A 20,447-nucleotide genomic window follows, 5' to 3' on the forward strand; every position below is an offset into this window, starting at 1 on the left:
AGGATTAAATTTTAAACATGAAACGATTATTCTCTCTACTGCTGGCGTTGCTACTTTTTGTAAACCTGGCAAGCGCGCAGCAAGACCCTAAGGCTGGCAAAATACTGAATGCCATGAGCCAGAAGTATAAAACTATGAAGGCTTTTAAGGCTAACTTCAGCCAGACGCTGGAGAACCCTTCTGCTAAGGTAAAAGAAACCATGAACGGCGATATTCTGGTAAGCGGTAATAAGTATCGCTTAGGGGTAAGCGGTCAGGAAATCATCAACGATGGTAAACTGATGTGGACTTACCTGAAAGATGCCAACGAGGTAACCATTACTGAAACTGACGCAGAGGCGGAGGCTATGTCGCCGAGCAAGATTTTTGACATGTATAAAAAAGGCCACAAATATGCCTATGCCGGCACTGAGACGATTGATGGCGTGAAGCATGATGTGATTGAGCTTGCTCCTGAGGACCGTAGCAACCCGATCTTTAAAGTTCGTCTATTCATTAACCAGAAAGACAAAACTCTAAAGAGCTGGCAGATGTTCCGTAACAACGGCAACCGCTATACTTATACTATTAAGAACTTCCAGGCTAACCCAACGCTTGCTTCCGATGCTTTTACGTTTAACAAGGCAAAGTATAAAGGCGTGAGTGTGGTTGACCTTAGATAATACCAACCTTTTATGATGTAAAAAGGCTGCTTCCGAAATGGGAGCAGCCTTTTTTGTTTGCTTGTTTTATTTTGTGCCGTCTGTGATGGTGATGGTTTTAGTGATAGAGTTCTCAGGATCCTGATAAAAGTTGAAAGTATAGGTGCCAACTTGTGTAGGCGTAAAGGTGTAGTCAGTATAACCATACATAGCTGCTTGATGGCAAATTCTGTTTGGGTCACTGTCAGAAGAAAGATAAGCCTTAATTGTGTAGGTGTTTCCGGCTCTCTCTTCCTCTAACCCTTTAAAACCAACACAGCCACTACTAAGGGTGTACTTAACCTTCATGGTTATTACCTCATTAATCTTTCCGGATTCAGGAGCATCTACTTCTATAATCTTAGAAAGCAGTACGGTAGGTTTAACTGTATCTGTTTCTTTAGAGCAGCTAAAGGCTGTACAGAGCAGCAATGTGAAAATACATAAAATTCTTACCATAGGGTTCAGGTGAAAGGATTAGTAGTTATAGGTTAGCAGTATTTTTAGCTGTATGATTCCTATAACACCATAAGGGTTGCAAGCGGAGTAAAATATTGCAGCAGGCTGCACTGACAGTCCAGCCACCCCTGCCCCTCCTTATCCAAGGAGGGGAGCTTTTTCCTTATTACTTCATCTATCGTCATAATTGCTGCTATCATCTATTTGGTCATCCTGTTAAGGATCTTATGAAAAGGGAGATTAAGCAGTTGCTATGAAACTTATACTTTGTTTAAAGTAATAACAGAATTCCCCGCCTTAGACGAGGAGGGGTAGGGGTGGTTGGATACACTTCCGCTGAAAACAAAATATACTTTAACCATCCCCACCTCAAAATCAGTTTTTGCACCATCGCTTATTATTATACTTTTGTATAAACCTATACCCTCCATACTCCCATGACCAGAGAACATCTTTTTGAGCAGATCCTGCTAAAGAAATCATACTTGTGCATTGGCCTCGACACCGATCCTAAAAAACTGCCGCAGCATCTTTTAGACACAGAGGATCCTGTGCTGGAGTTTAACAGGCAAATTGTAGAGGCAACGGCCGACCTGTGTGTGGCCTACAAGCCCAACATTGCTTTTTATGAGGCGCAGGGGCCAAAGGGATGGGTAAGTCTGGAGAAAACGCTGCAATATATTCCGAAGGAGATTTTTACCATTGCCGATGCCAAACGCGGCGATATCGGTAACACCTCTGAGCTTTATGCCCGTGCCTTCTTCGAGACGATGGATTTTGATTCGGTAACAGTAGCTCCTTACATGGGTTCTGATTCTGTGAAGCCTTTCCTGATGCAGGGTGGTAAGTGGGTTATACTTCTGGCGCTTACTTCTAACCCGGGGAGCAAAGATTTCCAGATGTTGCGCCTTTCTGATGGCAGCGAAGAATACCTGTTTGAGCAGGTGCTGCGCGAAAGCTCTACCTGGGGCACACCGGGCCAGTTGATGTTTGTGGTGGGAGCTACACAGGCAGAGTATATACAGCGTGTAAGGCAGATTGTGCCGGAGCATTTCCTGCTGGTGCCGGGAGTAGGCGCACAGGGTGGTAGCCTGGAAGAGATCTCAAGACTGGGCATGAACCAGCGTTGCGGCCTTTTGGTAAACTCCTCACGTAGCATTATCTACGCCTCTTCCGGGCGTGACTTCGCCGAAAAAGCAAGAGAGGCTGCTCTGGAGATTCAGAAGGAGATGGAACAGTACTTGGAGCAATATGTACAGCATTTGTAGAGTACTTTACTTTAGATACAGTGCCTATAACCGCGTATTCATGCTTTTCCATTAGTTAGAGAACATATGAATGAGATTTGTAAAAGAGACCAATATGGCTGATTCAGTTAATGAAAACAGGAGTTACACTCTCTAACAAAATATAATCTAGTTAGGCCACATAATAGTAGAGCATAAAGCAATCTTTAATCTAGCCTTAGCAAACATTACCGATACAATCATATGAACGAGAAGAACCAGATCCTACAGCTATGTAAAGAAGCGCATGCACTTTCGGAGCAATGTTATTTAGAGCACTCAGCTACTAAAGGCAGTAGTGAATGGTTTGATAAGCGTAAGTTCCTTTTAGCCGATGTTTCTCTTCACATGGTACAAGCAGCTCTTCAGAATGAGCGTGCTGATGTTGAGCTGATCCGAAGATATTTGTTCTCTCTACTAACTATCTGTGATGAGTTTATTCCGGAAGCCAACTTGTCATCAACGGCAAATAAATTAATAGAGCGCACAGATTCTATAGCAGAAAAGTGATTTAATAATCTTATAGAAATAAGTTTCACAAAGGATGCTCATTTTAAGTAAAACCGACTCTACTAACCCAGAATTTATTGCACTAGTCCGATTACTGGACCAGGATTTAGCTATCAGAGATGGGGATGAGCATGCTTTTTATGCACAGTTTAACAAGATTGATAGTATAAAGCATGTGATTGTTGGCTACAAAAATGGAATAGCTGCCGGTTGCGGAGCTATAAAAGCTTATGCTGATGGCGTGGCTGAAGTAAAGCGCATGTTTGTGCACCCGGATTTCAGAGGGCAGGGGATTGCTAAAAGTATACTCGCAGCTTTAGAGGACTGGGCAGAAGAGCTTAACTATAAAACTACTATCTTAGAAACAGGTACAAAGCAACCAGAGGCAATAGCACTTTACAGAGGCTGTGGCTATAGGCAAATACCAAACTATGGGCAGTACGCTGGAGTAGAAAACAGCCTGTGCTTTGAGAAGATGCTGGAGCATTAGGTAAGCTGTAATCTCTGATGCTTTTATACTTGTTGCCGCTACTTTAGCACAAATAAATGCTTACCCTAACCAGATCCGATTCCAGCAACAGCGACTTTCTTTACCTAGTACAACTGCTTGACGAAGAGGTACAGGGCAGATACGGGGAGGAGCATGCTACCATTGCACCTTTTAATAAGCTGGATAACATTCAGCATGTAATTGTAGCTTTTATGAACGGTGAGCCAGCAGGTTGTGGAGCAATTAAAAAGTATGATGAGGTTACTGCAGAGGTCAAGCGAATGTATGTGCATCCGCGATATAGAGGGAAGGGCGTAGCAAAAGCCGTTTTGCATGCGCTGGATACATGGGCAAAGGAGCTAAACTATACTTTTTGTATATTAGAGACTGGTGTAAAGCAACCGGAGGCAATAAGCCTGTACACGAGCTCCGGTTATAAGCAGATACCGAATTACGGGCAGTATGCAACAGTAAAAATCAGCCTTTGCTTTAAAAAGGAGTTAATTTAAGAGGAAAGGCCAGAATAAAATTTATACCAATGTTGGTGCTTTCACCAACAAAAATGCAGTTAATGGAGCTATAAAAAATCAACTATAACTGCTCAAAAATAGAACCAAGATAACATGACCAACAACGACGTACTTCGCCGCATCCGCTATACTTTCGACTACAACGACTCGCAAATGATAGAACTGTTTGCCTCAGGTGGCATGCAGGTGACACGCGCCGAGGTAAGTGACTGGCTGAAGAAAGAAGACGACCCGGAGACGAAGGAGATTAACGATGAGCACCTGGCAGCTTTCCTGAATGGCTTTATAAACGAGAAGCGCGGCAAGAAAGAAGGGGAGCAGCCTGTACCAGAAAAGAAGCTGAACAACAATATTATACTTCGCAAACTGAAGATCGCCCTAAACCTGAAGGATGAGGATATCATATCTATACTTGAGCTGGTAAGGTTCAGGCTGGGCAAAGCGGAGTTGAGTGCTTTTTTTCGTAACCCAAGCCAGAGTCAGTACCGTCCGTTAAAAGACCAGATCCTGCGTAACTTCCTGCATGGCATGCAACTGAAATACCACGGCAAAGAGAGCTAATCATACTTCACAAAGCCACTCCACAATCGTGAAAGAGGATTTCCTGCACTACATCTGGCGGCATCAGTACTTCGAAAAATCGGAGATAACCACTACCGATGGGGAAGCTGTGCAGGTAATCAGAACGGGCTATTATAATACCGAAGCCGGTCCTGATTTTAAAGAGGCCATTGTCAAAATAGGAGAGGTAGAGTGGTCTGGTAGCGTTGAGGTGCACTTGAAAGCATCTGACTGGCAACGGCACCAGCACCACACCGATGGCAAGTACGAGCAGGTGGTGCTGCATGTGGTATGGGATGCGGATAAACCGGTTTACAGGCAAGACGACACTCTTATCCCTGTGCTGGAACTGCAGGGGAAGGTAAATCTACACATGCTCAATACCTACCAGCAGCTTCAGCAAGCCATACATGCCATACCTTGTGCTGCCTTCTGGCCAACGGTTCCGGAGGTAACCAAACTTGCCATGATGGAGCGTGCCCTTATTGAGCGGCTTGAGCTGAAAGGGGAGGAGGTGCTGCAAGCCTACCAAAGTACCGGCAACGACTGGGAGCAAACTGCCTATTATACTTTGCTTCGCAGCTTCGGCTTTAAAACAAACCAACTTGCCTTTGAACAACTGACCAAGGCTTTACCCTTCAGAGTAGTGCGGCAACACGTAGCGTCACAATCTCAACTGGAGGCGCTGCTGTTCGGTCAGGCTGGTTTTCTAACAGAACCTGCTGATGATTATGCTCTGCAGCTAGCAAAAGAGTATACTTTCCTAAAGCAGAAGTATAAACTAGAGAATATGCAGCCGCACCAATGGAATTTCCTGCGCATGCGGCCGGGTAATTTTCCGACAGTTCGTCTGGCTCAATTGGCGGCTGTACTTCATAAGAAACCATCACTTTTTGCCACGTTGCTGGAGCTTGAGACGGTAAAAGCCTACGAAGCACTTTTTAGAGCGCAGGTGTCGGAGTACTGGCAGCAGCACTACATGTTGGGCAGAGCAGCAAAAGCAAAGCAGAAAAGTATGGGGAAAAGCAGCGCGCATAACCTTGTAATAAATGTAGTGGTGCCCCTGCTAACAGCCTATGCCAGCCATACCGGCAACCAGCAATTTCAGGAAAAAGCCATCGCTTTGCTGGAAGGGTTAAAAGAGGAAAGCAATAAGTATACGCGCCTTTATGAGGAACTGGGCTGGCAGGCAAAGTCTGCGGCAGATAACCAGGCAGCGCTGGGACTCTTCAGGTTTTACTGCGAGCCGGTAAACTGTATGCAGTGCGGCATTGGTAATAAGATCATGAAACAGCGGGCAAGCTAAGTATGAGTACAATTTTATACATACTTAATGCTTTGCTACTGGGTGGCATTATTTGGCTGCTTTATCGGCGGCCAGGTTTGCAACCTATAAAGAAACACCTGTTGCCGGCGCTGGGGCTCAAGCTGTTGGCAGGTATACTGCTGGGCTTGCTCTACCACCACTATTACCACGAAGGCGATACGCTCACTTTCAAAAATGCCTCGCTTATACTTACCAAATATGCAGGCCAAAATCCTGAAGGCTACTTAAAACTTATACTTTTTAACGATTTCGAAAACGAAGCTTTCAGGGCATCAGTGCCTTTTTCCAGGCTGCCTAACTTTTCTAATTCCTTTTTCTTTATCAAACTCCTTAGCCTGCTAAACCTGCTCACCAATAGCCAATATTACCTTAATTCGCTTTACCTGTCGCTGTTTAGCTTTTGGGGTACTACCACTTTGGTAGCTACTTTGGTAAGTCATTTCCCAAAGTATAAATCGGCTGCGGTACTGGCGTTTTTATACTTCCCGTCGGTGGTATTCTGGAGTTCCGGGGTACTTAAAGATGCCATACTTTTCGGGAGCATGTGCTGGGTAATTGCTGCGGCTATTGAGTTGGCAAAAGGCAAACTTTTAAGCAAAGTAAACTGGCTGCTGCTGCCCTTCTTGCTCTACCTGTTTGTCAGGATAAAGTTCTTCCTGGCCTTTATTGCCATTCCGTTGTTTCTGTTCTATTGCCTCATCAGGTTATTAGCAGCTAAAGCCAACATGCTTAAAAGTATAAAAGCGCAGCAGTTGGCACTGCTGGTGGCGTTTAGTTTAGTAGGCACAATAGGTATTTACCTGGCACTGCAGTACAACGATGCTTTCTTTTTCCATAATCTGGTAGACACTTATGAAGATATTCTGGAGCTGTCGCAGGCAAGGCCCCATATCTCTTTTGCTAGCTTAGAACCTACCCTGCCAAGTATGCTGGGCAATGCGCCAAAGGCATTTTTCAGTGCTGTGTTCAGGCCATTTGTTTGGGAGTCGGTGAATATTTTATACTTGCTTTTGAGCCTGGAGAACCTGCTCATACTTGCCTTGGGCCTACTTGCTTTGCTAAGTATGGTTAAAAATGGTGTGAAAGAAGTAACCCTGCTGCAGGTCTGTTTTATACTTATGATTGTTTGTTTCGGGGTGATCTTCGGACTTTCTACGCCTAACTTTGGCACCCTTAGCCGCTACCGTATTGTGTTCCTGCCCTTCCTGGTATACCTGCTCCTGCAAAACCGATATGCACAACAGTTGCTGGCAAAACTGCGGCTGTAGCCATACTTTCAAACTCCCGTGCTTCTTCGTACCTTTGCGCTTTATTTAAGAGAGCTATGCAAAATCCTGTAATCATATTGGGCGCCCAAAAGTTGGGTACCGCAGCATTGGATATATTTAACAGCAACAGTGTGGTAGTGTACTGCTTCCTCGACGACAGCAAAGACCTGCAGCAGCAGGAGATCAACAATGTGTCGGTGATGAGCAGCACAGAAGACAACGAGTTTCTAAAGCTAGTTGGCAAAAAGTGTGATGTGTTTGTAGCCGTAGAAGATTCCGCTGCCCGCAAAGGCCTTATTAAAATGCTAAAGGACGAGCAGAAGGTAGTGCCTGTAAACGCGATTCACCGTTTTAGCTCTGTTTCGGAGTTTGCCTGGTTAGGCCATGGTAACATGGTAGCAGCTGGAGCCGTGATAAACAACAACGTCAAGATTGGCAACTATACGCTAATTCACTCTAACGCGGTGGTAGACACACATGCTGAAATCGCTGACTTTGTGCAGATCGGAGCAGGCGCTGTGATTAACTCGGAGGTGAAAGTGGAAGAAGGAGCCTTTATCGGTTCTGGAGCCGTGGTGGTGTCTGGAGTGAAGATAGGTAAGAACGCACGTGTAGGTGCAGGTGCCGTGGTAATCGCCGATGTGCCAGCCAAAGCAACTGTATTTGGCAACCCGGCTGCCCCGGTAAAATAAACTTTTATACTTGCTAAAGCTGTTATTCAGCCAAACTGATGAAAGTCATTTTAGAATATTAGACTGGCTTTTAGCTTTGCATTAGAATTTAGGAACAATGGTAGGAGGTAATCCTGTTTATCATTTTTAATCCTGAAAATCTTGATTCAGATAGAATAGAAAATTAACAATCAACTTTAACACTAAGCTGAAACTTAGCAGTTATGAACAAACCATACAGTATACTACTTTACTACTGCTACACGCAGATTGAGAACGCGGAAGCGTACCGCGACGAACACCACCTGCTTTGCCTGGAGCTGAACCTACTGGGCCGCATCATTGTATCCGACGAAGGCTTAAACGGTACCGTATCAGGTCTGAAAGAGGATTGTGACGAGTACATGAGACGCCTGCACGCAGATCCGCGTTTCGGCCATACAGATTTTAAAGTAGATCCATCCGATGTGCATGCGTTTACAAAGCTGCACGTGCGTTACAAGCCAGAGATCGTACATTCCGGCCTTAGACACATTGATCCAAACCAGCGTACAGGCGTGCATCTTTCTCCACAGGAGTTTAAAGAACTTAAGGATAAAGAGGATGTAGTGGTACTTGACGTTCGTTCTGATTACGAGCACAGTGTAGGCCGCTTTAAAAATGCTGTTACGCTGGACATCGAGAACTTCCGTGAGTTTCCGGATAAGGTAGATGAACTGAAGGAGAAGTATAAAGACAAGAAAATCTTAACCTACTGCACCGGCGGTATTAAATGTGAGAAGGCCAGTGCCTTTTTGCTGGAGCAGGGATTTGAGAACGTGTACCAGCTACACGGCGGTATTATCAAGTATGGCATGGAGGCCGGCGGCGAAGATTTCGAAGGCAAGTGCTATGTATTCGATAACCGCGTGGCTGTAGATGTGAACAAGGTCAATCCAACTGTTGTCTCTACCTGTCACGTTTGCGGCACCAAGTCCGACAGAATGGTAAACTGCGCCAACCCGGTTTGCAACCTGCATGTGCCCATTTGCGAAAACTGCGGTGTAGAGTTAGACGGTGCCTGCTCAGTTGAGTGCAAGGAGCATCCTGACAAACGCCCTTACGATGGTACCGGTTACTATCAAAAAGAGATGAATGGCTATAATCCATTGAAAGGTTTCAACCGAAAGAAGAAATCTGACGTAAAAGTATAAGTATTCTCTAAAGCTCAAGAAGAGCGCAGCCTGTGAATGGCTGCGCTCTTCGCTTTTCTTAAGTTCTGTAAGTGCCAGTAAACCAGTGTGGAGGCGATAATTAAGTGCTTCTGAACTGACAGTAACTGCAGAAATAAACTGGACATTTAACATACTGCGATATGCAACAAATTAACTCAACAGGGGCGACTATCATCCCGGAGTCAGAACTGATCATCAACAAAGACGGCAGCATTTACCATCTTAACCTGCTGCCAGAGCACATTTCTGATACTATCATCACGGTTGGCGACCCGGACAGGGTAGAGCGCGTGAGCAGACACTTTGATGAGATGGAGGTGCAGATTGCTAAACGCGAGTTTGTAACGCATACCGGCTACTACAAAGGAAAGCGCATCACGGTTATCTCTACAGGTATGGGTACAGATAACATTGATATCCTGATGAATGAACTGGATGCGTTGGTGAACATCGATTTTACCAGCAGAACAGTTAACGAAGAGAAAATAAAGCTGAAGATAGTGCGCGTGGGCACGTCTGGTGCGTTGCAGGAAGATGTGCCGCTGGGCAGCCACTTAGCCTCACACTACGGTGTTGGCATTGACTCATTAATGGAGTTTTACCCACTGGAGCAGGACGAAAACGAGCAAAGTATAACCAAATCTCTTCAGCAGGAATTGGGTTTAACTTTCAGGCCATACTGCGTAAACGGATCTCAGGAGCTGATCGAAAAGATCGCTTTTGATATGATACCAGGCAACACACTTACCTGCCCGGGCTTTTATGCGCCGCAGGGCCGGGTATTGCGTGCCGGTTTAAGAAACGAGCAGCTGCTGCAGGTATACAACCAGTTTAGAGTATGCGACTTTAGGTTAACCAACTTTGAAATGGAGACCGCCGGGTACTATGCCATGGGTCGCCTGCTTGGACACGAAATGCTCTCGCTTAATGCCATTGTAGCCAACCGTGTAACGCAAGAGTTCGCTAAAAACGCCGATGAAGTTATAGATGACCTGATATTGAAGGTGCTGGACAGAATATAATATTACAATGCAAAAACACCGGGGCCTCTCCAGCTGCTGCTAGAGAGGCCCCGGTGTTTTTATACTTTACAAGTATAGTATTTTAAAAGAACTCTACGCCGACAATAGAGGCAATCGGGATAAAACAACCTGCTTTAAGCATCATATACTTGTCGTCTACAGCCCAAACGGTTGTATCTACGCGCTTTAGCTCCCCCTCTGCCGTTCTAAACGTTATCTCTACTTTTCCGCGATAACCGTTGCCTAAGATAGAAGCACGGTTTAAATCCCACAAACGCTTTTTACGGGCTTCTGTGTTCTCCAACACATCATTGTGGGTAAAGCGGAAGAAAGGGATCATCTCTTTCTCCACCATCGGAATTCGTTTTGTTTGAGCTTTCATGGGCGGTGCATGTTAAAGTAAAACACCTATTATACTTATGTATAAATACGAAAACCCCGGCTCAACAGCGCATGGCTTTTTAAATTTTTTGCAAGAATGCCATCGTGTCAATTCCGTCTGAATAATCCCATAGCATAGGGCGGTGTGCATCGCCAAATGGTATACTTCCCTCCAGCCAGCCATGTGCCGACACCACACATTCAGTTTTGTCTTTAACAGCCGCAAGCTTTTGTCTCAGGTCCGCCAACGAAGTGAATGTCTGGTAAAAAAGCACAGAGACAGGGGAGATCAGGTTCTCGCTTTCCTGCACCAGCATAAAACCGTTGTCGAAGTGAGGCACACGGTTCACCAGAAGTATAGATTTGTTGTAGTCGTAATTGTTCTGGTACTTGTGCAGGTCCAGGATGTTGCTGCGGTGTGCATTTGCTTCAAAAAACCTGTCAAAGCTATACCCTTCCGGTACAAACACCTTAGATACGTTGCGGCTGCTTAAGCCATAATATTGCATCACATCGTTACCCAGTTCCTTTAGGTCATCAGCTTCTTCGTGGCCTGTAAGCACGCCTATACTTCTTCTTTCTTTCCGGATGAGGTGCGGTCGTTTGGCAAAGTACTGCTGCAGGTAACTAATGGCGTTATCAGAGCCTGTCGCGATCAGGGCATCGGCTTCTTTTAGTAAATAGGCAAACTCAAATCTATTGGCAAAAGCTGGCTCAATGGCAACAAGCATATCAGCCAGTCTTTTTATCAGCACCTCATCACCAGAATTAAGCTTGGCTAACAAGTAATGTCCGCTTAGGAGTACCGCCATAAAATCGTGGAAACCAGCCATGGGTGTGTTGCCTCCCATTACCACGCCAACCTTCTTTGGTGTAACCTGTTTCAGGTGGTAAGGGTAAAGCCATTCACGCAGGTATTGCTCATTTAAAAACGTCACTACGCCTTTTAAGGCGGCAGCAACATTCTGTTCGTCAAACCAGGTGTTGCGCGATGTAGCCATGCGGGCCCAGGTTGTAATATCTTCAGGCGAGAGCTTCTGGAGCTGTTTGCCCAGTTCTACAAAGGCTTCTATCCGGTTCTCTAGGGTCATGGCAGTGAGTATAGCGTAAAAATTATTTGATAAGGATACCTTTTGTTCCTAATTTTGTTTGTTAAACAAAGCTGATTACAAAAGTATAAAAAATATACAGGAGATACGACTATGGCGATAATGATAACTGACGAGTGTATTAACTGCGGAGCCTGCGAACCAGAGTGCCCGAATACTGCCATTTATGAGGGCGGTGCGGACTGGACCTGGGGCGGTGGCACAGCACTGAAAGAGGTGGAGATCGACGGGGGAGAAGTTATTCCCGGAGATGCTTCTCAGCCACCTATTTCAGATGAGTTTTACTACATCGTGTCAGATAAATGTACCGAGTGCATGGGCTTCCACGAAGAGCCTCAGTGCGCTGCCGTTTGCCCTGTGGATTGCTGCGTAGACGACCCGGACTACCGCGAGACAGAGGAAGAACTGTTGGCTAAGAAATCGTGGCTTCACCAGGAAGCTTAAGTATAAAAGCACCAGCAATGTGTAAAACCTGTCTGTAAAGGGCAGGTTTTATCTTTTTAGATAAAGTATAAACCATGGCTATGGAAGGACTGACACACGAAGGCAAAACATTCGAGAAAGTTACGTACCAGGGAAAAACCATCAGCAAAAGGGAATTTGAGCGCTGCACTTTCCGGGGCTGCGATTTTTCGGGAAGTAATTTCTCGCAGAACCGTTTCACCGACTGCACCTTTATCGGCTGTAACCTGGCCATGCTTAAGCTAAATCGTACTACACTGAGCCATGTCGTGTTTCAAGGGTGCAAGCTAACTGGTGTAAACTTCAGCGAATGCGAGGAGGTGCTTTTTACTGTGCAGTTTGAAGGCAGCTTACTGGACTATGCCTCTTTCGTGAACAGAAAAATGGCTAAGACAAAATTTATCCGTTGTTCGCTTAAAAGTGCAGACTTCTCCAATGCAAATCTGGCTCAGGCTGTTTTTGATGATGCCGACCTAAGCGGCGCTGTCTTTAGCCATACCAATCTTTCAGTAGCAGACCTTTCAACAGCATTTAACTTTGAGATTGATCCTGTCCTGAACACCATCTCAAAAGCAAAGTTTTCGCAGTATGGTCTGCAGGGGCTGCTTACGAAGTATAACCTGCAGGTCGTCTGAGGCACAGGCTGATGAGCAGGTGTCAGAGTGATAAAAAATTCTGTTCATCCTTCCTACCTGATTATGACAACAATCAGTAATTGAACAATCAACAATTCCCCTAAATTGTCTAAATTTGCTTTTTAGCGCGAAAAGCAGCAAAATAAAGTATAAGATGTCGATTTCAACGAAATATAACCCCAAGGAAATAGAGAAGAAGTGGTACGAAAGCTGGATGCAGCGCGGCTTCTTCCACTCAGAACCAAATCCGAATAAAGAGCCATATACCATTGTTATTCCACCGCCAAACGTTACAGGCGTGCTGCACATGGGGCATATGCTCAACAATACCATTCAGGATGTGCTTATACGCCGTGCGCGTATGCAGGGCAAGGAAGCTTGCTGGATACCAGGCACCGATCACGCTTCAATTGCTACTGAGGCAAAGGTTGTGGCGATGTTGAAGGAAAAAGGCATTAACAAAAGTGACCTTACCCGCGAGGAGTTTCTGAAGCACGCCTGGGAGTGGAAAGAGAAGTATGGCGGAATTATACTTGAGCAGCTGAAGAAACTAGGTGCTTCCTGCGATTGGGACCGTACGCGTTTTACGATGGAAGACGATATGTCTGCTGCTGTAATCGAGGTGTTTGTGGACCTGTACCGCAAAGGCCAGATCTACCGTGGTGTGCGCATGGTAAACTGGGACCCGCAAGGCCAGACGGCTCTTTCTGACGAAGAGGTTATCCCGAAAGACACTATGGCGAAAATGTACCACCTGAACTACGAAGTAGTGGCAGACGGTGCAGTAGCGCCTTCTTATATTACAGTAGCTACCTCTCGCCCTGAAACCATTATGGCTGATGTGGCTGTGGCTGTAAACCCTAACGATGAACGCTATAAGCACCTGCATGGGAAGTCTGTTCGCATTCCATTGTTAGGTAAAGAGATACCGGTTATCCTGGATGAGTATGTAAGTATAGATTTTGGTACAGGTGCGCTTAAAGTAACTCCAGCCCACGACCTAAACGACTACGAACTAGGCCAGAAGCACAAGCTGCCTACCATAGATATACTTAACAACGACGGCACACTAAACGAGCAGGCACAGCTTTATGTAGGTCAGGATCGTTTTGCGGCACGCCGTAACATAGTAAAAGACCTGCAGGAAGCCGGATTGCTGGTAAAAATCGAAGAGTATGCCTCTGTGCTGCAGACTTCAGAGCGTACCGGTGCTGTAATTGAACCGCGCTTGTCTATGCAGTGGTGGTGCAAGATGGACAAAATGGCGAAGCCTGCGCTTGAGTCGGTGATGAATGATGAGATTCGCCTTCACCCGCCTAAGTTCAAGAACATGTACCGTTCCTGGATGGAGAACGTACGCGACTGGTGCGTATCGCGCCAGCTGTGGTGGGGGCAGCGTATACCTGCTTACTACCTGCCAGATGGCAATTATGTAGTAGCTGCCACTGCCGATGAGGCGTTGGCACTGGCCCGTCAAGAAAGCGGAAATGAGAATCTGCAATTAACTGATCTGCGCCAGGACGAAGACGTACTGGATACCTGGTTCTCGTCGTGGCTGTGGCCAATCTCTGTGTTTGATGGCTTTAAAGACCCTGATAACAAGGATATTTTATACTATTACCCAACAAACGATCTGGTTACTGCCCCTGAGATCCTGTTCTTCTGGGTGGCGCGTATGATCATGGCCGGTTATGAGTTCCGTAACGAGATGCCGTTCAAGAACGTGTACCTGACAGGTATCGTGCGCGATGCGCAGGGCCGTAAAATGTCGAAATCGTTGGGTAACTCACCAGACCCGCTCGATCTGATCGATCAATACGGAGCCGACGGCGTACGTGCTGGTATGTTGTTCAGCTCACCGGCCGGTAACGACTTGTTGTTCGACGAGAAACTGGTAGAACAGGGACGCAATTTCAGCAACAAAATATGGAATGCTTACAGGCTGATTAAAGGATGGGAAGTAGACGAAAACCTGCCATGCCCGAACGAAACGGCTATGAAGTGGTTCGAGTCGCGCTTTAATGAGGCGTTTATTCAGATAGAAGACCACTTCAGCAAATTCCGTATTTCGGATGCGTTGCTAACAGTTTATAAACTGGTGTGGGATGATTTCTGCTCTAATTACCTGGAGATGATCAAACCGGCTTATCAGCAGCCAATTGATAAGCAGACACTGGATACGACAGTGGAATTCCTGGAGAAGGTACTGAAGGTGTTGCATCCGTTTATGCCGTTTATCACAGAAGAGATCTGGCATGACCTGAAGGAGCGCAAGGACAAGGAATATCTGATTGTTTCTGCCTGGCCTAAAAAGGATAAGTTCGATAAGCAGATCATCGAGGTAATGGAGACTGTGCTGAACGTAGTAGGCTCTGTTCGTAATATCCGTAACTCTAAGAACATCCCGAACAACAAGCAGCTCGATCTTTACATCAAAGTAATGAGCCATGATCATTATGAGCCATTTTTGGGTATCATGAAGAAGCTGGCAAACCTGAACGAGGCGGAATATGTGAAGGAAAATATCGAGGGCGCTATCAGCTTTATCGTTTCCGGTGACGAATTCTACATTCCGATGGAGGGAAACATTGATGTAGAGGCAGAGCGTGAGCGATTACTGAAGGAACTGGAGTATACCAGGGGCTTCCTGATTTCTGTTGATAAGAAACTGAGCAACGAGCGCTTTGTAAGCGGTGCGCCAGAGACTGTAATTGCCAATGAGCGTAAGAAGAAAGCGGACGCAGAAGCTAAAATCAACGCTATTGAGCAAAGTTTGGCATCGCTTTAAAGTATAAATTAAAGTATAGAAAAGGGCCGCTTCTGATTAAGGAGCGGCCCTTTTGATTTTTGCTAAATATGTAATCTGAAGGGGGCACCTTCTGCAGACAAAAAACTATTTTATACTTTTCTTCAGGATCGCCTCTACCTCTGCCTGATACTTTGGCAGCAGATGGTTCAGGCCGTTTTTAGGGGAAGTATAGCTAATCTGCACTTGCTTTTCTCCGAGGTGATAAGCCAGTAAACCCTGCTCTTCTTCTGTGAGATAAAAAAGCTTGGCCGGCTCGTTTGCAGTAGAAACCTGATAAACTCTGAACACAAAGTTGTTCGTGATGCGGTGTTGGGAAGGAGGCCGGTTTTCGAGGTAACGTTGTGTTACAACCGTATCCATAGCAATAGTGCTTTCCAGTTGGGTGATACTCTTAATCGCACCTTCATCAAAATGCCACTGTTGTACCTGGTGATGCCCTTGTTCGTACTGACTATATTTTGCGTTGCTCAGGTTCAGGTTAGATACCATTCCAAACAGCTGCAAGTCATTTACTATACTTTGCAGAGTAGCAGTTTCTGTGGTGTTGTCGCTGATAAAGTACCGGTTGCTTTCCTGTAGCCTGGTTATATCTTTTTGTAAGTCCTGCTGCAATTTAAGCTCTCCTGTAGCAACAAGTATAAAAGAGAAAAGCAGAGGAAGTATAGCGTGTAAAAGCATCATAGTAACAAGTGATTTATACTTTATACTTCTCCTGCTCAAAAGTTGTGCTAGAAAATTATAGTTTGGAGTGATCTACTACTTTCCAGGTAATGTTTCCGTTGCTTACCTCATACTTTAACAACATGTAGCCTCCGTTGTGGCCATCTTCATAATAGGCCATGGCATAGCGGTCGTTCAGGATACGGCTATCGCGTATGGCCATTGTTCCACCCATGGTACCTTCTGTTGGTATAAGCTGCCGCTGCTTACGGTTTAGGTCGTTCATCAGGTCTGTTTCGGGGTTGCGTAAGCCTTTACGCTGGAGGCGCTGCACATCACTTTCGCTTAGTGAGCCTAATTCATCTACAAAAGCTGCTCCACCAGGAGGTGTCATTTCCATGGTATCCGGAGGCAGCAGCATGCCATCTGAAGTTTCAGTTTCTTCGCGCTCCTGCTCCCGGTTAACTTCAGCGGCCCTGTTATCAGCTATGATCAACCTGCTTTCGGCTTCGTTTTTCTGCCAGTAAAAGTAAAGGGCCAGAAACAAGAAAATGGCTACGATAAGCCAAGGGAGTATACTTTTCATAGTTTTGTTAATTTATACTTTATATGACCACAGTTTATACTTCTAATATTAAATAAAAGATATCTGTAAAGCTATAGCAACAAAAAAGCCTGCTCCGTTAATCGGAACAGGCTTTTTACTTTATATACTCTTGAAGAATTAGATCGTCTGGTTTACATCAAAGTTTTCCAGGTAATCAGCTACGCGTCGCACGAACATGCCACCCAGCGAACCATCCACAACGCGGTGGTCGTATGAATGCGACAGATACATGAAGTGACGTATACCGATCAGGTCTCCCTCAGGAGTCTCGATAACAGCTGGCTTCTTCTTGATAGCACCTACGGCCATAATAGCCACTTGAGGCTGCATAATGATAGGCGTGCCCATTACATTACCAAAAGATCCAACATTAGATACCGTATAAGTACCGCCTGCAAGATCATCTGGCGTAAGCTTGTTCATACGGCCACGGTTTGCCAGGTCGTTTACTTTTTTCGTCAGGCCGTTCATATTTAGCTGGTCTGCGTTTTTGATGTTCGGCACGATCAGGTTACCACTTGGCAAAGCTACAGCCATACCAATGTTAATGTCTTTGTGGCGGATAATAGTGCCACCGTCTACAGACACGTTAATCATCGGGAAGTCTTTGATAGCCTTTGCAATGGCATCAATGAAGATAGGAGTGAAGGTCAGGTTCTCGCCTTCGCGCTTCTTATACTCATTCTTCCACTTGTTTCTCCAGTTCACGATGTTAGTTACATCAGCCTCTACAAAAGAGGTAACGTGCGGAGAAATACGCTTGCTGTCTACCATTCGGTCAGCAATCATCTTACGCATGCGGTCCATCTCAATCAGCTCTACGTTGCCACCGTAAGAGGCAGCTGGCTTAACCTGAGGCGCAGCAGCCTGTGGCTGAGCAGCCGGAGCAGGAGCCTGTACTTGTGGCTGTGGCTGAGCCTGAGTCTGAGGTGCAGCAGCCTGTTGAGGAGCAGCAGTACCACGGTTAGCCAGGTAATTCATTATGTCTTTTTTAGACACACGACCTTCGCTACCAGTACCCGGTACATACTCTAGTTCCTGCATCGAAATGCCTTCTTCACGTACAATGTTAAGCACCAGCGGAGAATAGAAACGGCCTGTTGCTGGCTTGTCTAGTTTAGCAGAAGAGGCAGTTGCAGCAGGGGCAGCTGTTTCCTGTGGAGCAGCAGCGGCCTGTGGTGCAGCAGCAGGAGCAGACTCAGTTGCGGCAGGAGCAGCAGCGCCAGTATCTTCGCCGTCGGTAGAAATGATGGCGATCGGAGCGCCAACGGCTACTACATCACCCTCTTTTACCAGGATCTCCTTTAAAACACCACCCTGAATAGCAGGTACTTCTGTGTCCACTTTATCTGTAGCCACTTCAAGCACCGACTCATCCTGCTCAATGGTATCACCCACGTTTTTGAGCCATTTCAGAACGGTACCTTCCATGATACTCTCGCCCATTTTGGGCATAACCATTTCTACAAGTGCCATATTTTGTTGTTGATTTCTATAATGTTAGAATGTAGATGCTAGAACTTAAACTGAGCTGATCTTCGGAAGCAGCAAACCCAGATGCTACTACGAAATCGGATGTCTATTGTCTAACTTCTATATACTAAAGTCTGATTTTAGAACAAAGTTAAGGATTTTAGACTATTCCTCAACGGTTGCGGTTAAACTTTGGCGCACCAGGTTTAGCACGGCCATGGCTGTGTACTCTATATTCAGAAGCCGGTCTTTGTTAAATTGTAATAGCTTGGCTTCTGTTTTATACTTGTCGGCATAGGCAATCCAGATCGTACCCACTGGTTTTTCAGGAGTGCCTCCATCAGGACCAGCTATGCCACTAGTAGCCACGCCAATGTCAGTGTTGAATTTCTGTCGCACATTAGCTGCCATTTCTTTTACAGTAGCCTCACTTACGGCACCATGCTGCTGAAGGGTTTCGGGCTTTACGCCAAGCTCACGTATCTTAACATCGTTGTGATAGGCTATAACGCTGCCATGGTAGTAGGCTGAGCTGCCGCTTATACTTGTAAGCTTGTGCGCCAGATAGCCGCCAGTGCAGCTTTCGGCTGTGGCAATGGTTAGGCCGCGTTCTTTTAATAACTGACCAATTGCTGCCTCCAGGCTTAGCTCGCCAAATGCAAAAATGTAGTTTGGGATGATCTGCTGCAGCTTGTCTACTTCTGCCTGTATTTCCTGCTCCAGCTGCTTTGCATCGATGCCTACTCCAGTCAGGCGAAGGCGTACGCCGCCCAGGTGGGGGAGGTAGGCCAGCTTTATGTGCTCCGGTAAATTTAGCTCCCACTTCTCCAGTTTATCGGCGAGTATAGATTCCGGAATACCCACCGTTTGCACTACTTTATGAATTATTTCGGGTGTCTTAAAAAATGCCTTTAGTTTGGGAAGTATAGTATCCGTCATCATGCGCTTCATCTCGAAAGGCACTCCCGGCATCGAAATGTATACTTTACCTTCTTTCTCAAACCACATGCCCGGCGCAGTACCCAGCACATTTCGCACAGGCGTGCAGGCTGCCGGTAAAAAAGCCTGTTGTCGGTTCAACTCCGTAATTTCGCGGCCTCGCTTTTTAAATATTTCTTCTACATCTGCCAGCGATGGCTCATGCAACTCAAGTGTAGTATTAAAATAAGAGGTAAGTACTACCTTTGTCAGGTCGTCTTTTGTAGGACCCAGGCCACCAGTCATAAGTATAATATCAGCCCTGGTTTTGGCATTGTCCAGTGCTTCTATAATATGAGCTGCGCTGTCTGAAATAGAGGTAATCTGTTTAACCTTAATACCTATCTTAGTTAACTCGGTGCCCATCCAGGCAGAGTTTGTGTCTACTATCTGGCCGTAAAGTATTTCGTCTCCGATCGTGATAATTTCGGCAATAACGGATTTCATATATATTTTGGTCTGATTTATGCGTAGGTGATTTAAACTGATTCAAGTTAAAGATGTTCTAGCGATATGAAAAAACTACTGTACACTTCTTTTATAGCTGTTGCCCTGGGCGCATCTGCTTGCACGGCTACCGATATTCAACGCACTGTAGATGGCGTACTGGCTGGTACTACCACCGGAGGCCCAGTTACACAAAATGAGGTTGCTGCTGGCTTAAAGCAGGCTTTAGAGGTTGGTATTAAGAACGGCGCAAATCAGGCTTCCCAAACTGACGGCTTCTACAAAAACTCCCTTATCCGAATTCCTTTTCCGAAGGATGTGCAGCGCGTTGAGAATACGTTGCGACAGGTTGGTTTAGGTAATGAAGTAGATAAATTTATACTTACCCTAAACCGTGGAGCCGAGGATGCTGCTAAGAGTGCCGTGCCAATCTTTGTGAGTGCCATTAAGCAGATGACGATTGCAGATGCCTGGGCTATACTTAAAGGCGACAAAGATGCCGCCACACAATACCTGAAGCGAACTACTTCGCAGCAGCTGTACAATGCCTTCAATCCTGTTATGGTGCAGTCGCTGGAGAAGACGAATGCTACAAAATATTATGCTGACCTTGTAAACCAGTATAACAGGATTCCAACGGTGCAAAAAGTAAATCCTGACCTGGACGACTATGCCACCCAAAAGGCAATTGACGGATTGTTTATGCTTGTAGCCCAGGAAGAGGCAGAAATCCGTGAAAACCCAATTGCACGCACTACAGAGTTACTGCGCCGCGTATTTTCAAAAGAAAATCAGTCTTAAAATAGGTTGCCCTTTACATGGCTTTGCACCCGCTTTACTCAGAAGTAAGGCGGGTGCTTTTTTTTAT

The 20,447-nt window shown here is 45.7% G+C and carries 22 protein-coding genes; 15 read left to right on the top strand and 7 right to left on the bottom strand.

What is annotated here, in order from left to right; all coding sequences use genetic code 11:
- The first annotated feature begins 17 nt into the window (after nt 1–17).
- On the top strand, nt 18–662 hold the full coding sequence (locus H8S84_RS10735) for a LolA family protein (RefSeq protein ID WP_187067309.1): 645 nt from the start codon (nt 18–20) through the stop codon (nt 660–662).
- 66 nt (nt 663–728) lie between these two features.
- Here H8S84_RS10735 and H8S84_RS10740 read toward each other — a convergent pair whose 3' ends face one another.
- Nucleotides 729–1,139, bottom strand: coding sequence for a hypothetical protein (locus H8S84_RS10740; RefSeq protein ID WP_187067310.1), 411 nt, complete (start codon nt 1,137–1,139; stop codon nt 729–731).
- Nucleotides 1,140–1,576: 437 nt separating this feature from the next.
- On the opposite strand from H8S84_RS10740, the gene pyrF reads away from it, so the two are divergent.
- From pyrF to H8S84_RS10790, 10 genes are all read left to right on the top strand, one after another.
- Nucleotides 1,577–2,407, top strand: coding sequence for an orotidine-5'-phosphate decarboxylase (pyrF, locus tag H8S84_RS10745; RefSeq protein WP_187067311.1), 831 nt, complete (start codon nt 1,577–1,579; stop codon nt 2,405–2,407).
- A gap of 222 nt (nt 2,408–2,629) precedes the next feature.
- Nucleotides 2,630–2,935 (top strand): hypothetical protein, encoded by a 306-nt coding sequence (locus H8S84_RS10750; RefSeq protein WP_187067312.1) that lies wholly within the window; start codon nt 2,630–2,632, stop codon nt 2,933–2,935.
- Between the two features lie 34 nt (nt 2,936–2,969).
- Nucleotides 2,970–3,425, top strand: coding sequence for a GNAT family N-acetyltransferase (locus tag H8S84_RS10755; protein ID WP_187067313.1), 456 nt, complete (start codon nt 2,970–2,972; stop codon nt 3,423–3,425).
- Nucleotides 3,426–3,481: 56 nt separating this feature from the next.
- Nucleotides 3,482–3,934, top strand: coding sequence for a GNAT family N-acetyltransferase (locus tag H8S84_RS10760; RefSeq protein WP_187067314.1), 453 nt, complete (start codon nt 3,482–3,484; stop codon nt 3,932–3,934).
- A 114-nt stretch (nt 3,935–4,048) separates the two neighbouring features.
- On the top strand, nt 4,049–4,516 hold the full coding sequence (locus H8S84_RS10765) for a YehS family protein (protein ID WP_187067315.1): 468 nt from the start codon (nt 4,049–4,051) through the stop codon (nt 4,514–4,516).
- A gap of 28 nt (nt 4,517–4,544) precedes the next feature.
- The gene (locus H8S84_RS10770) at nt 4,545–5,822 is read left to right on the top strand and encodes a DUF2851 family protein (protein WP_187067316.1); all 1,278 of its coding nucleotides are present in this window, start codon (nt 4,545–4,547) and stop codon (nt 5,820–5,822) included.
- Between the two features lie 2 nt (nt 5,823–5,824).
- Complete coding sequence (locus tag H8S84_RS10775) at nt 5,825–7,111, top strand: hypothetical protein (protein WP_187067317.1); 1,287 nt, start codon at nt 5,825–5,827, stop codon at nt 7,109–7,111.
- Between the two features lie 56 nt (nt 7,112–7,167).
- Entirely contained in the window at nt 7,168–7,803 is a 636-nt protein-coding gene (locus tag H8S84_RS10780) for a NeuD/PglB/VioB family sugar acetyltransferase (protein ID WP_187067318.1), read from the top strand.
- Nucleotides 7,804–8,006: 203 nt separating this feature from the next.
- Nucleotides 8,007–8,975, top strand: coding sequence for an oxygen-dependent tRNA uridine(34) hydroxylase TrhO (gene trhO / locus H8S84_RS10785; RefSeq protein WP_187067319.1), 969 nt, complete (start codon nt 8,007–8,009; stop codon nt 8,973–8,975).
- Between the two features lie 161 nt (nt 8,976–9,136).
- Nucleotides 9,137–10,018 carry a nucleoside phosphorylase gene (locus tag H8S84_RS10790; RefSeq protein WP_187067320.1) on the top strand — a complete coding sequence of 294 codons (882 nt, stop codon included), beginning with the start codon at nt 9,137–9,139 and terminating at the stop codon, nt 10,016–10,018.
- An 82-nt stretch (nt 10,019–10,100) separates the two neighbouring features.
- On the opposite strand, the gene H8S84_RS10795 is transcribed toward H8S84_RS10790, so the two are convergent.
- Nucleotides 10,101–10,400 (bottom strand): hypothetical protein, encoded by a 300-nt coding sequence (locus H8S84_RS10795; protein ID WP_187067321.1) that lies wholly within the window; start codon nt 10,398–10,400, stop codon nt 10,101–10,103.
- A gap of 79 nt (nt 10,401–10,479) precedes the next feature.
- Nucleotides 10,480–11,490: an aldehyde dehydrogenase family protein gene (locus H8S84_RS10800; protein ID WP_187067322.1), complete on the bottom strand. Its 1,011-nt coding sequence runs from the start codon at nt 11,488–11,490 to the stop codon at nt 10,480–10,482.
- Between the two features lie 111 nt (nt 11,491–11,601).
- Here H8S84_RS10800 and H8S84_RS10805 point away from each other — a divergent pair, with 111 nt between their 5' ends.
- From H8S84_RS10805 to H8S84_RS10815, 3 genes are all read left to right on the top strand, one after another.
- Nucleotides 11,602–11,952, top strand: a complete 351-nt coding sequence (locus H8S84_RS10805; RefSeq protein WP_187067323.1) for a 4Fe-4S dicluster domain-containing protein — start codon at nt 11,602–11,604, stop codon at nt 11,950–11,952.
- A 74-nt stretch (nt 11,953–12,026) separates the two neighbouring features.
- On the top strand, nt 12,027–12,605 hold the full coding sequence (locus tag H8S84_RS10810; protein ID WP_230407132.1) for a pentapeptide repeat-containing protein: 579 nt from the start codon (nt 12,027–12,029) through the stop codon (nt 12,603–12,605).
- A 154-nt stretch (nt 12,606–12,759) separates the two neighbouring features.
- Complete coding sequence (locus H8S84_RS10815) at nt 12,760–15,393, top strand: valine--tRNA ligase (protein WP_187067324.1); 2,634 nt, start codon at nt 12,760–12,762, stop codon at nt 15,391–15,393.
- A 105-nt stretch (nt 15,394–15,498) separates the two neighbouring features.
- Here the strand turns inward: H8S84_RS10815 and H8S84_RS10820 are convergent, their stop codons facing one another.
- The 4 genes from H8S84_RS10820 to H8S84_RS10835 form a co-directional block, all read right to left on the bottom strand.
- Nucleotides 15,499–16,095 (bottom strand): hypothetical protein, encoded by a 597-nt coding sequence (locus H8S84_RS10820; RefSeq protein WP_187067325.1) that lies wholly within the window; start codon nt 16,093–16,095, stop codon nt 15,499–15,501.
- 55 nt (nt 16,096–16,150) lie between these two features.
- Nucleotides 16,151–16,660 carry a hypothetical protein gene (locus tag H8S84_RS10825; RefSeq protein WP_187067326.1) on the bottom strand — a complete coding sequence of 170 codons (510 nt, stop codon included), beginning with the start codon at nt 16,658–16,660 and terminating at the stop codon, nt 16,151–16,153.
- A gap of 138 nt (nt 16,661–16,798) precedes the next feature.
- Nucleotides 16,799–18,157, bottom strand: a complete 1,359-nt coding sequence (locus H8S84_RS10830; protein ID WP_187067327.1) for a dihydrolipoamide acetyltransferase family protein — start codon at nt 18,155–18,157, stop codon at nt 16,799–16,801.
- A gap of 162 nt (nt 18,158–18,319) precedes the next feature.
- Nucleotides 18,320–19,579, bottom strand: a complete 1,260-nt coding sequence (locus H8S84_RS10835; RefSeq protein ID WP_187067328.1) for a competence/damage-inducible protein A — start codon at nt 19,577–19,579, stop codon at nt 18,320–18,322.
- A gap of 66 nt (nt 19,580–19,645) precedes the next feature.
- Here H8S84_RS10835 and H8S84_RS10840 point away from each other — a divergent pair, with 66 nt between their 5' ends.
- The gene (locus tag H8S84_RS10840) at nt 19,646–20,380 is read left to right on the top strand and encodes a DUF4197 domain-containing protein (RefSeq protein ID WP_187067329.1); all 735 of its coding nucleotides are present in this window, start codon (nt 19,646–19,648) and stop codon (nt 20,378–20,380) included.
- Nucleotides 20,381–20,447: the final 67 nt, after the last annotated feature.

Source organism: Pontibacter cellulosilyticus, assembly GCF_014306105.1.
Classification (GTDB): Bacteria; Bacteroidota; Bacteroidia; order Cytophagales; family Hymenobacteraceae; genus Pontibacter; species Pontibacter cellulosilyticus.

Bases quoted from the DNA above. Each gene is read 5' to 3' on its own strand.
- H8S84_RS10760 (WP_187067314.1), top strand. From the start codon at position 3,482: ATGCTTACCCTAACCAGATCCGATTCCAGCAACAGCGACTTTCTTTAC.
- H8S84_RS10780 (WP_187067318.1), top strand. From the start codon at position 7,168: ATGCAAAATCCTGTAATCATATTGGGCGCCCAAAAGTTGGGTACCGCA.
- H8S84_RS10740 (WP_187067310.1), bottom strand. From the start codon at position 1,139: ATGGTAAGAATTTTATGTATTTTCACATTGCTGCTCTGTACAGCCTTT.
- H8S84_RS10805 (WP_187067323.1), top strand. From the start codon at position 11,602: ATGGCGATAATGATAACTGACGAGTGTATTAACTGCGGAGCCTGCGAA.
- H8S84_RS10800 (WP_187067322.1), bottom strand. From the start codon at position 11,490: ATGACCCTAGAGAACCGGATAGAAGCCTTTGTAGAACTGGGCAAACAG.
- H8S84_RS10825 (WP_187067326.1), bottom strand. From the start codon at position 16,660: ATGAAAAGTATACTCCCTTGGCTTATCGTAGCCATTTTCTTGTTTCTG.
- H8S84_RS10755 (WP_187067313.1), top strand. From the start codon at position 2,970: ATGCTCATTTTAAGTAAAACCGACTCTACTAACCCAGAATTTATTGCA.
- H8S84_RS10790 (WP_187067320.1), top strand. From the start codon at position 9,137: ATGCAACAAATTAACTCAACAGGGGCGACTATCATCCCGGAGTCAGAA.
- H8S84_RS10810 (WP_230407132.1), top strand. From the start codon at position 12,027: ATGGCTATGGAAGGACTGACACACGAAGGCAAAACATTCGAGAAAGTT.
- H8S84_RS10765 (WP_187067315.1), top strand. From the start codon at position 4,049: ATGACCAACAACGACGTACTTCGCCGCATCCGCTATACTTTCGACTAC.
- H8S84_RS10815 (WP_187067324.1), top strand. From the start codon at position 12,760: ATGTCGATTTCAACGAAATATAACCCCAAGGAAATAGAGAAGAAGTGG.
- H8S84_RS10830 (WP_187067327.1), bottom strand. From the start codon at position 18,157: ATGGCACTTGTAGAAATGGTTATGCCCAAAATGGGCGAGAGTATCATG.
- H8S84_RS10820 (WP_187067325.1), bottom strand. From the start codon at position 16,095: ATGATGCTTTTACACGCTATACTTCCTCTGCTTTTCTCTTTTATACTT.
- H8S84_RS10775 (WP_187067317.1), top strand. From the start codon at position 5,825: ATGAGTACAATTTTATACATACTTAATGCTTTGCTACTGGGTGGCATT.
- pyrF (WP_187067311.1), top strand. From the start codon at position 1,577: ATGACCAGAGAACATCTTTTTGAGCAGATCCTGCTAAAGAAATCATAC.
- trhO (WP_187067319.1), top strand. From the start codon at position 8,007: ATGAACAAACCATACAGTATACTACTTTACTACTGCTACACGCAGATT.
- H8S84_RS10835 (WP_187067328.1), bottom strand. From the start codon at position 19,579: ATGAAATCCGTTATTGCCGAAATTATCACGATCGGAGACGAAATACTT.
- H8S84_RS10735 (WP_187067309.1), top strand. From the start codon at position 18: ATGAAACGATTATTCTCTCTACTGCTGGCGTTGCTACTTTTTGTAAAC.
- H8S84_RS10840 (WP_187067329.1), top strand. From the start codon at position 19,646: ATGAAAAAACTACTGTACACTTCTTTTATAGCTGTTGCCCTGGGCGCA.
- H8S84_RS10750 (WP_187067312.1), top strand. From the start codon at position 2,630: ATGAACGAGAAGAACCAGATCCTACAGCTATGTAAAGAAGCGCATGCA.
- H8S84_RS10795 (WP_187067321.1), bottom strand. From the start codon at position 10,400: ATGAAAGCTCAAACAAAACGAATTCCGATGGTGGAGAAAGAGATGATC.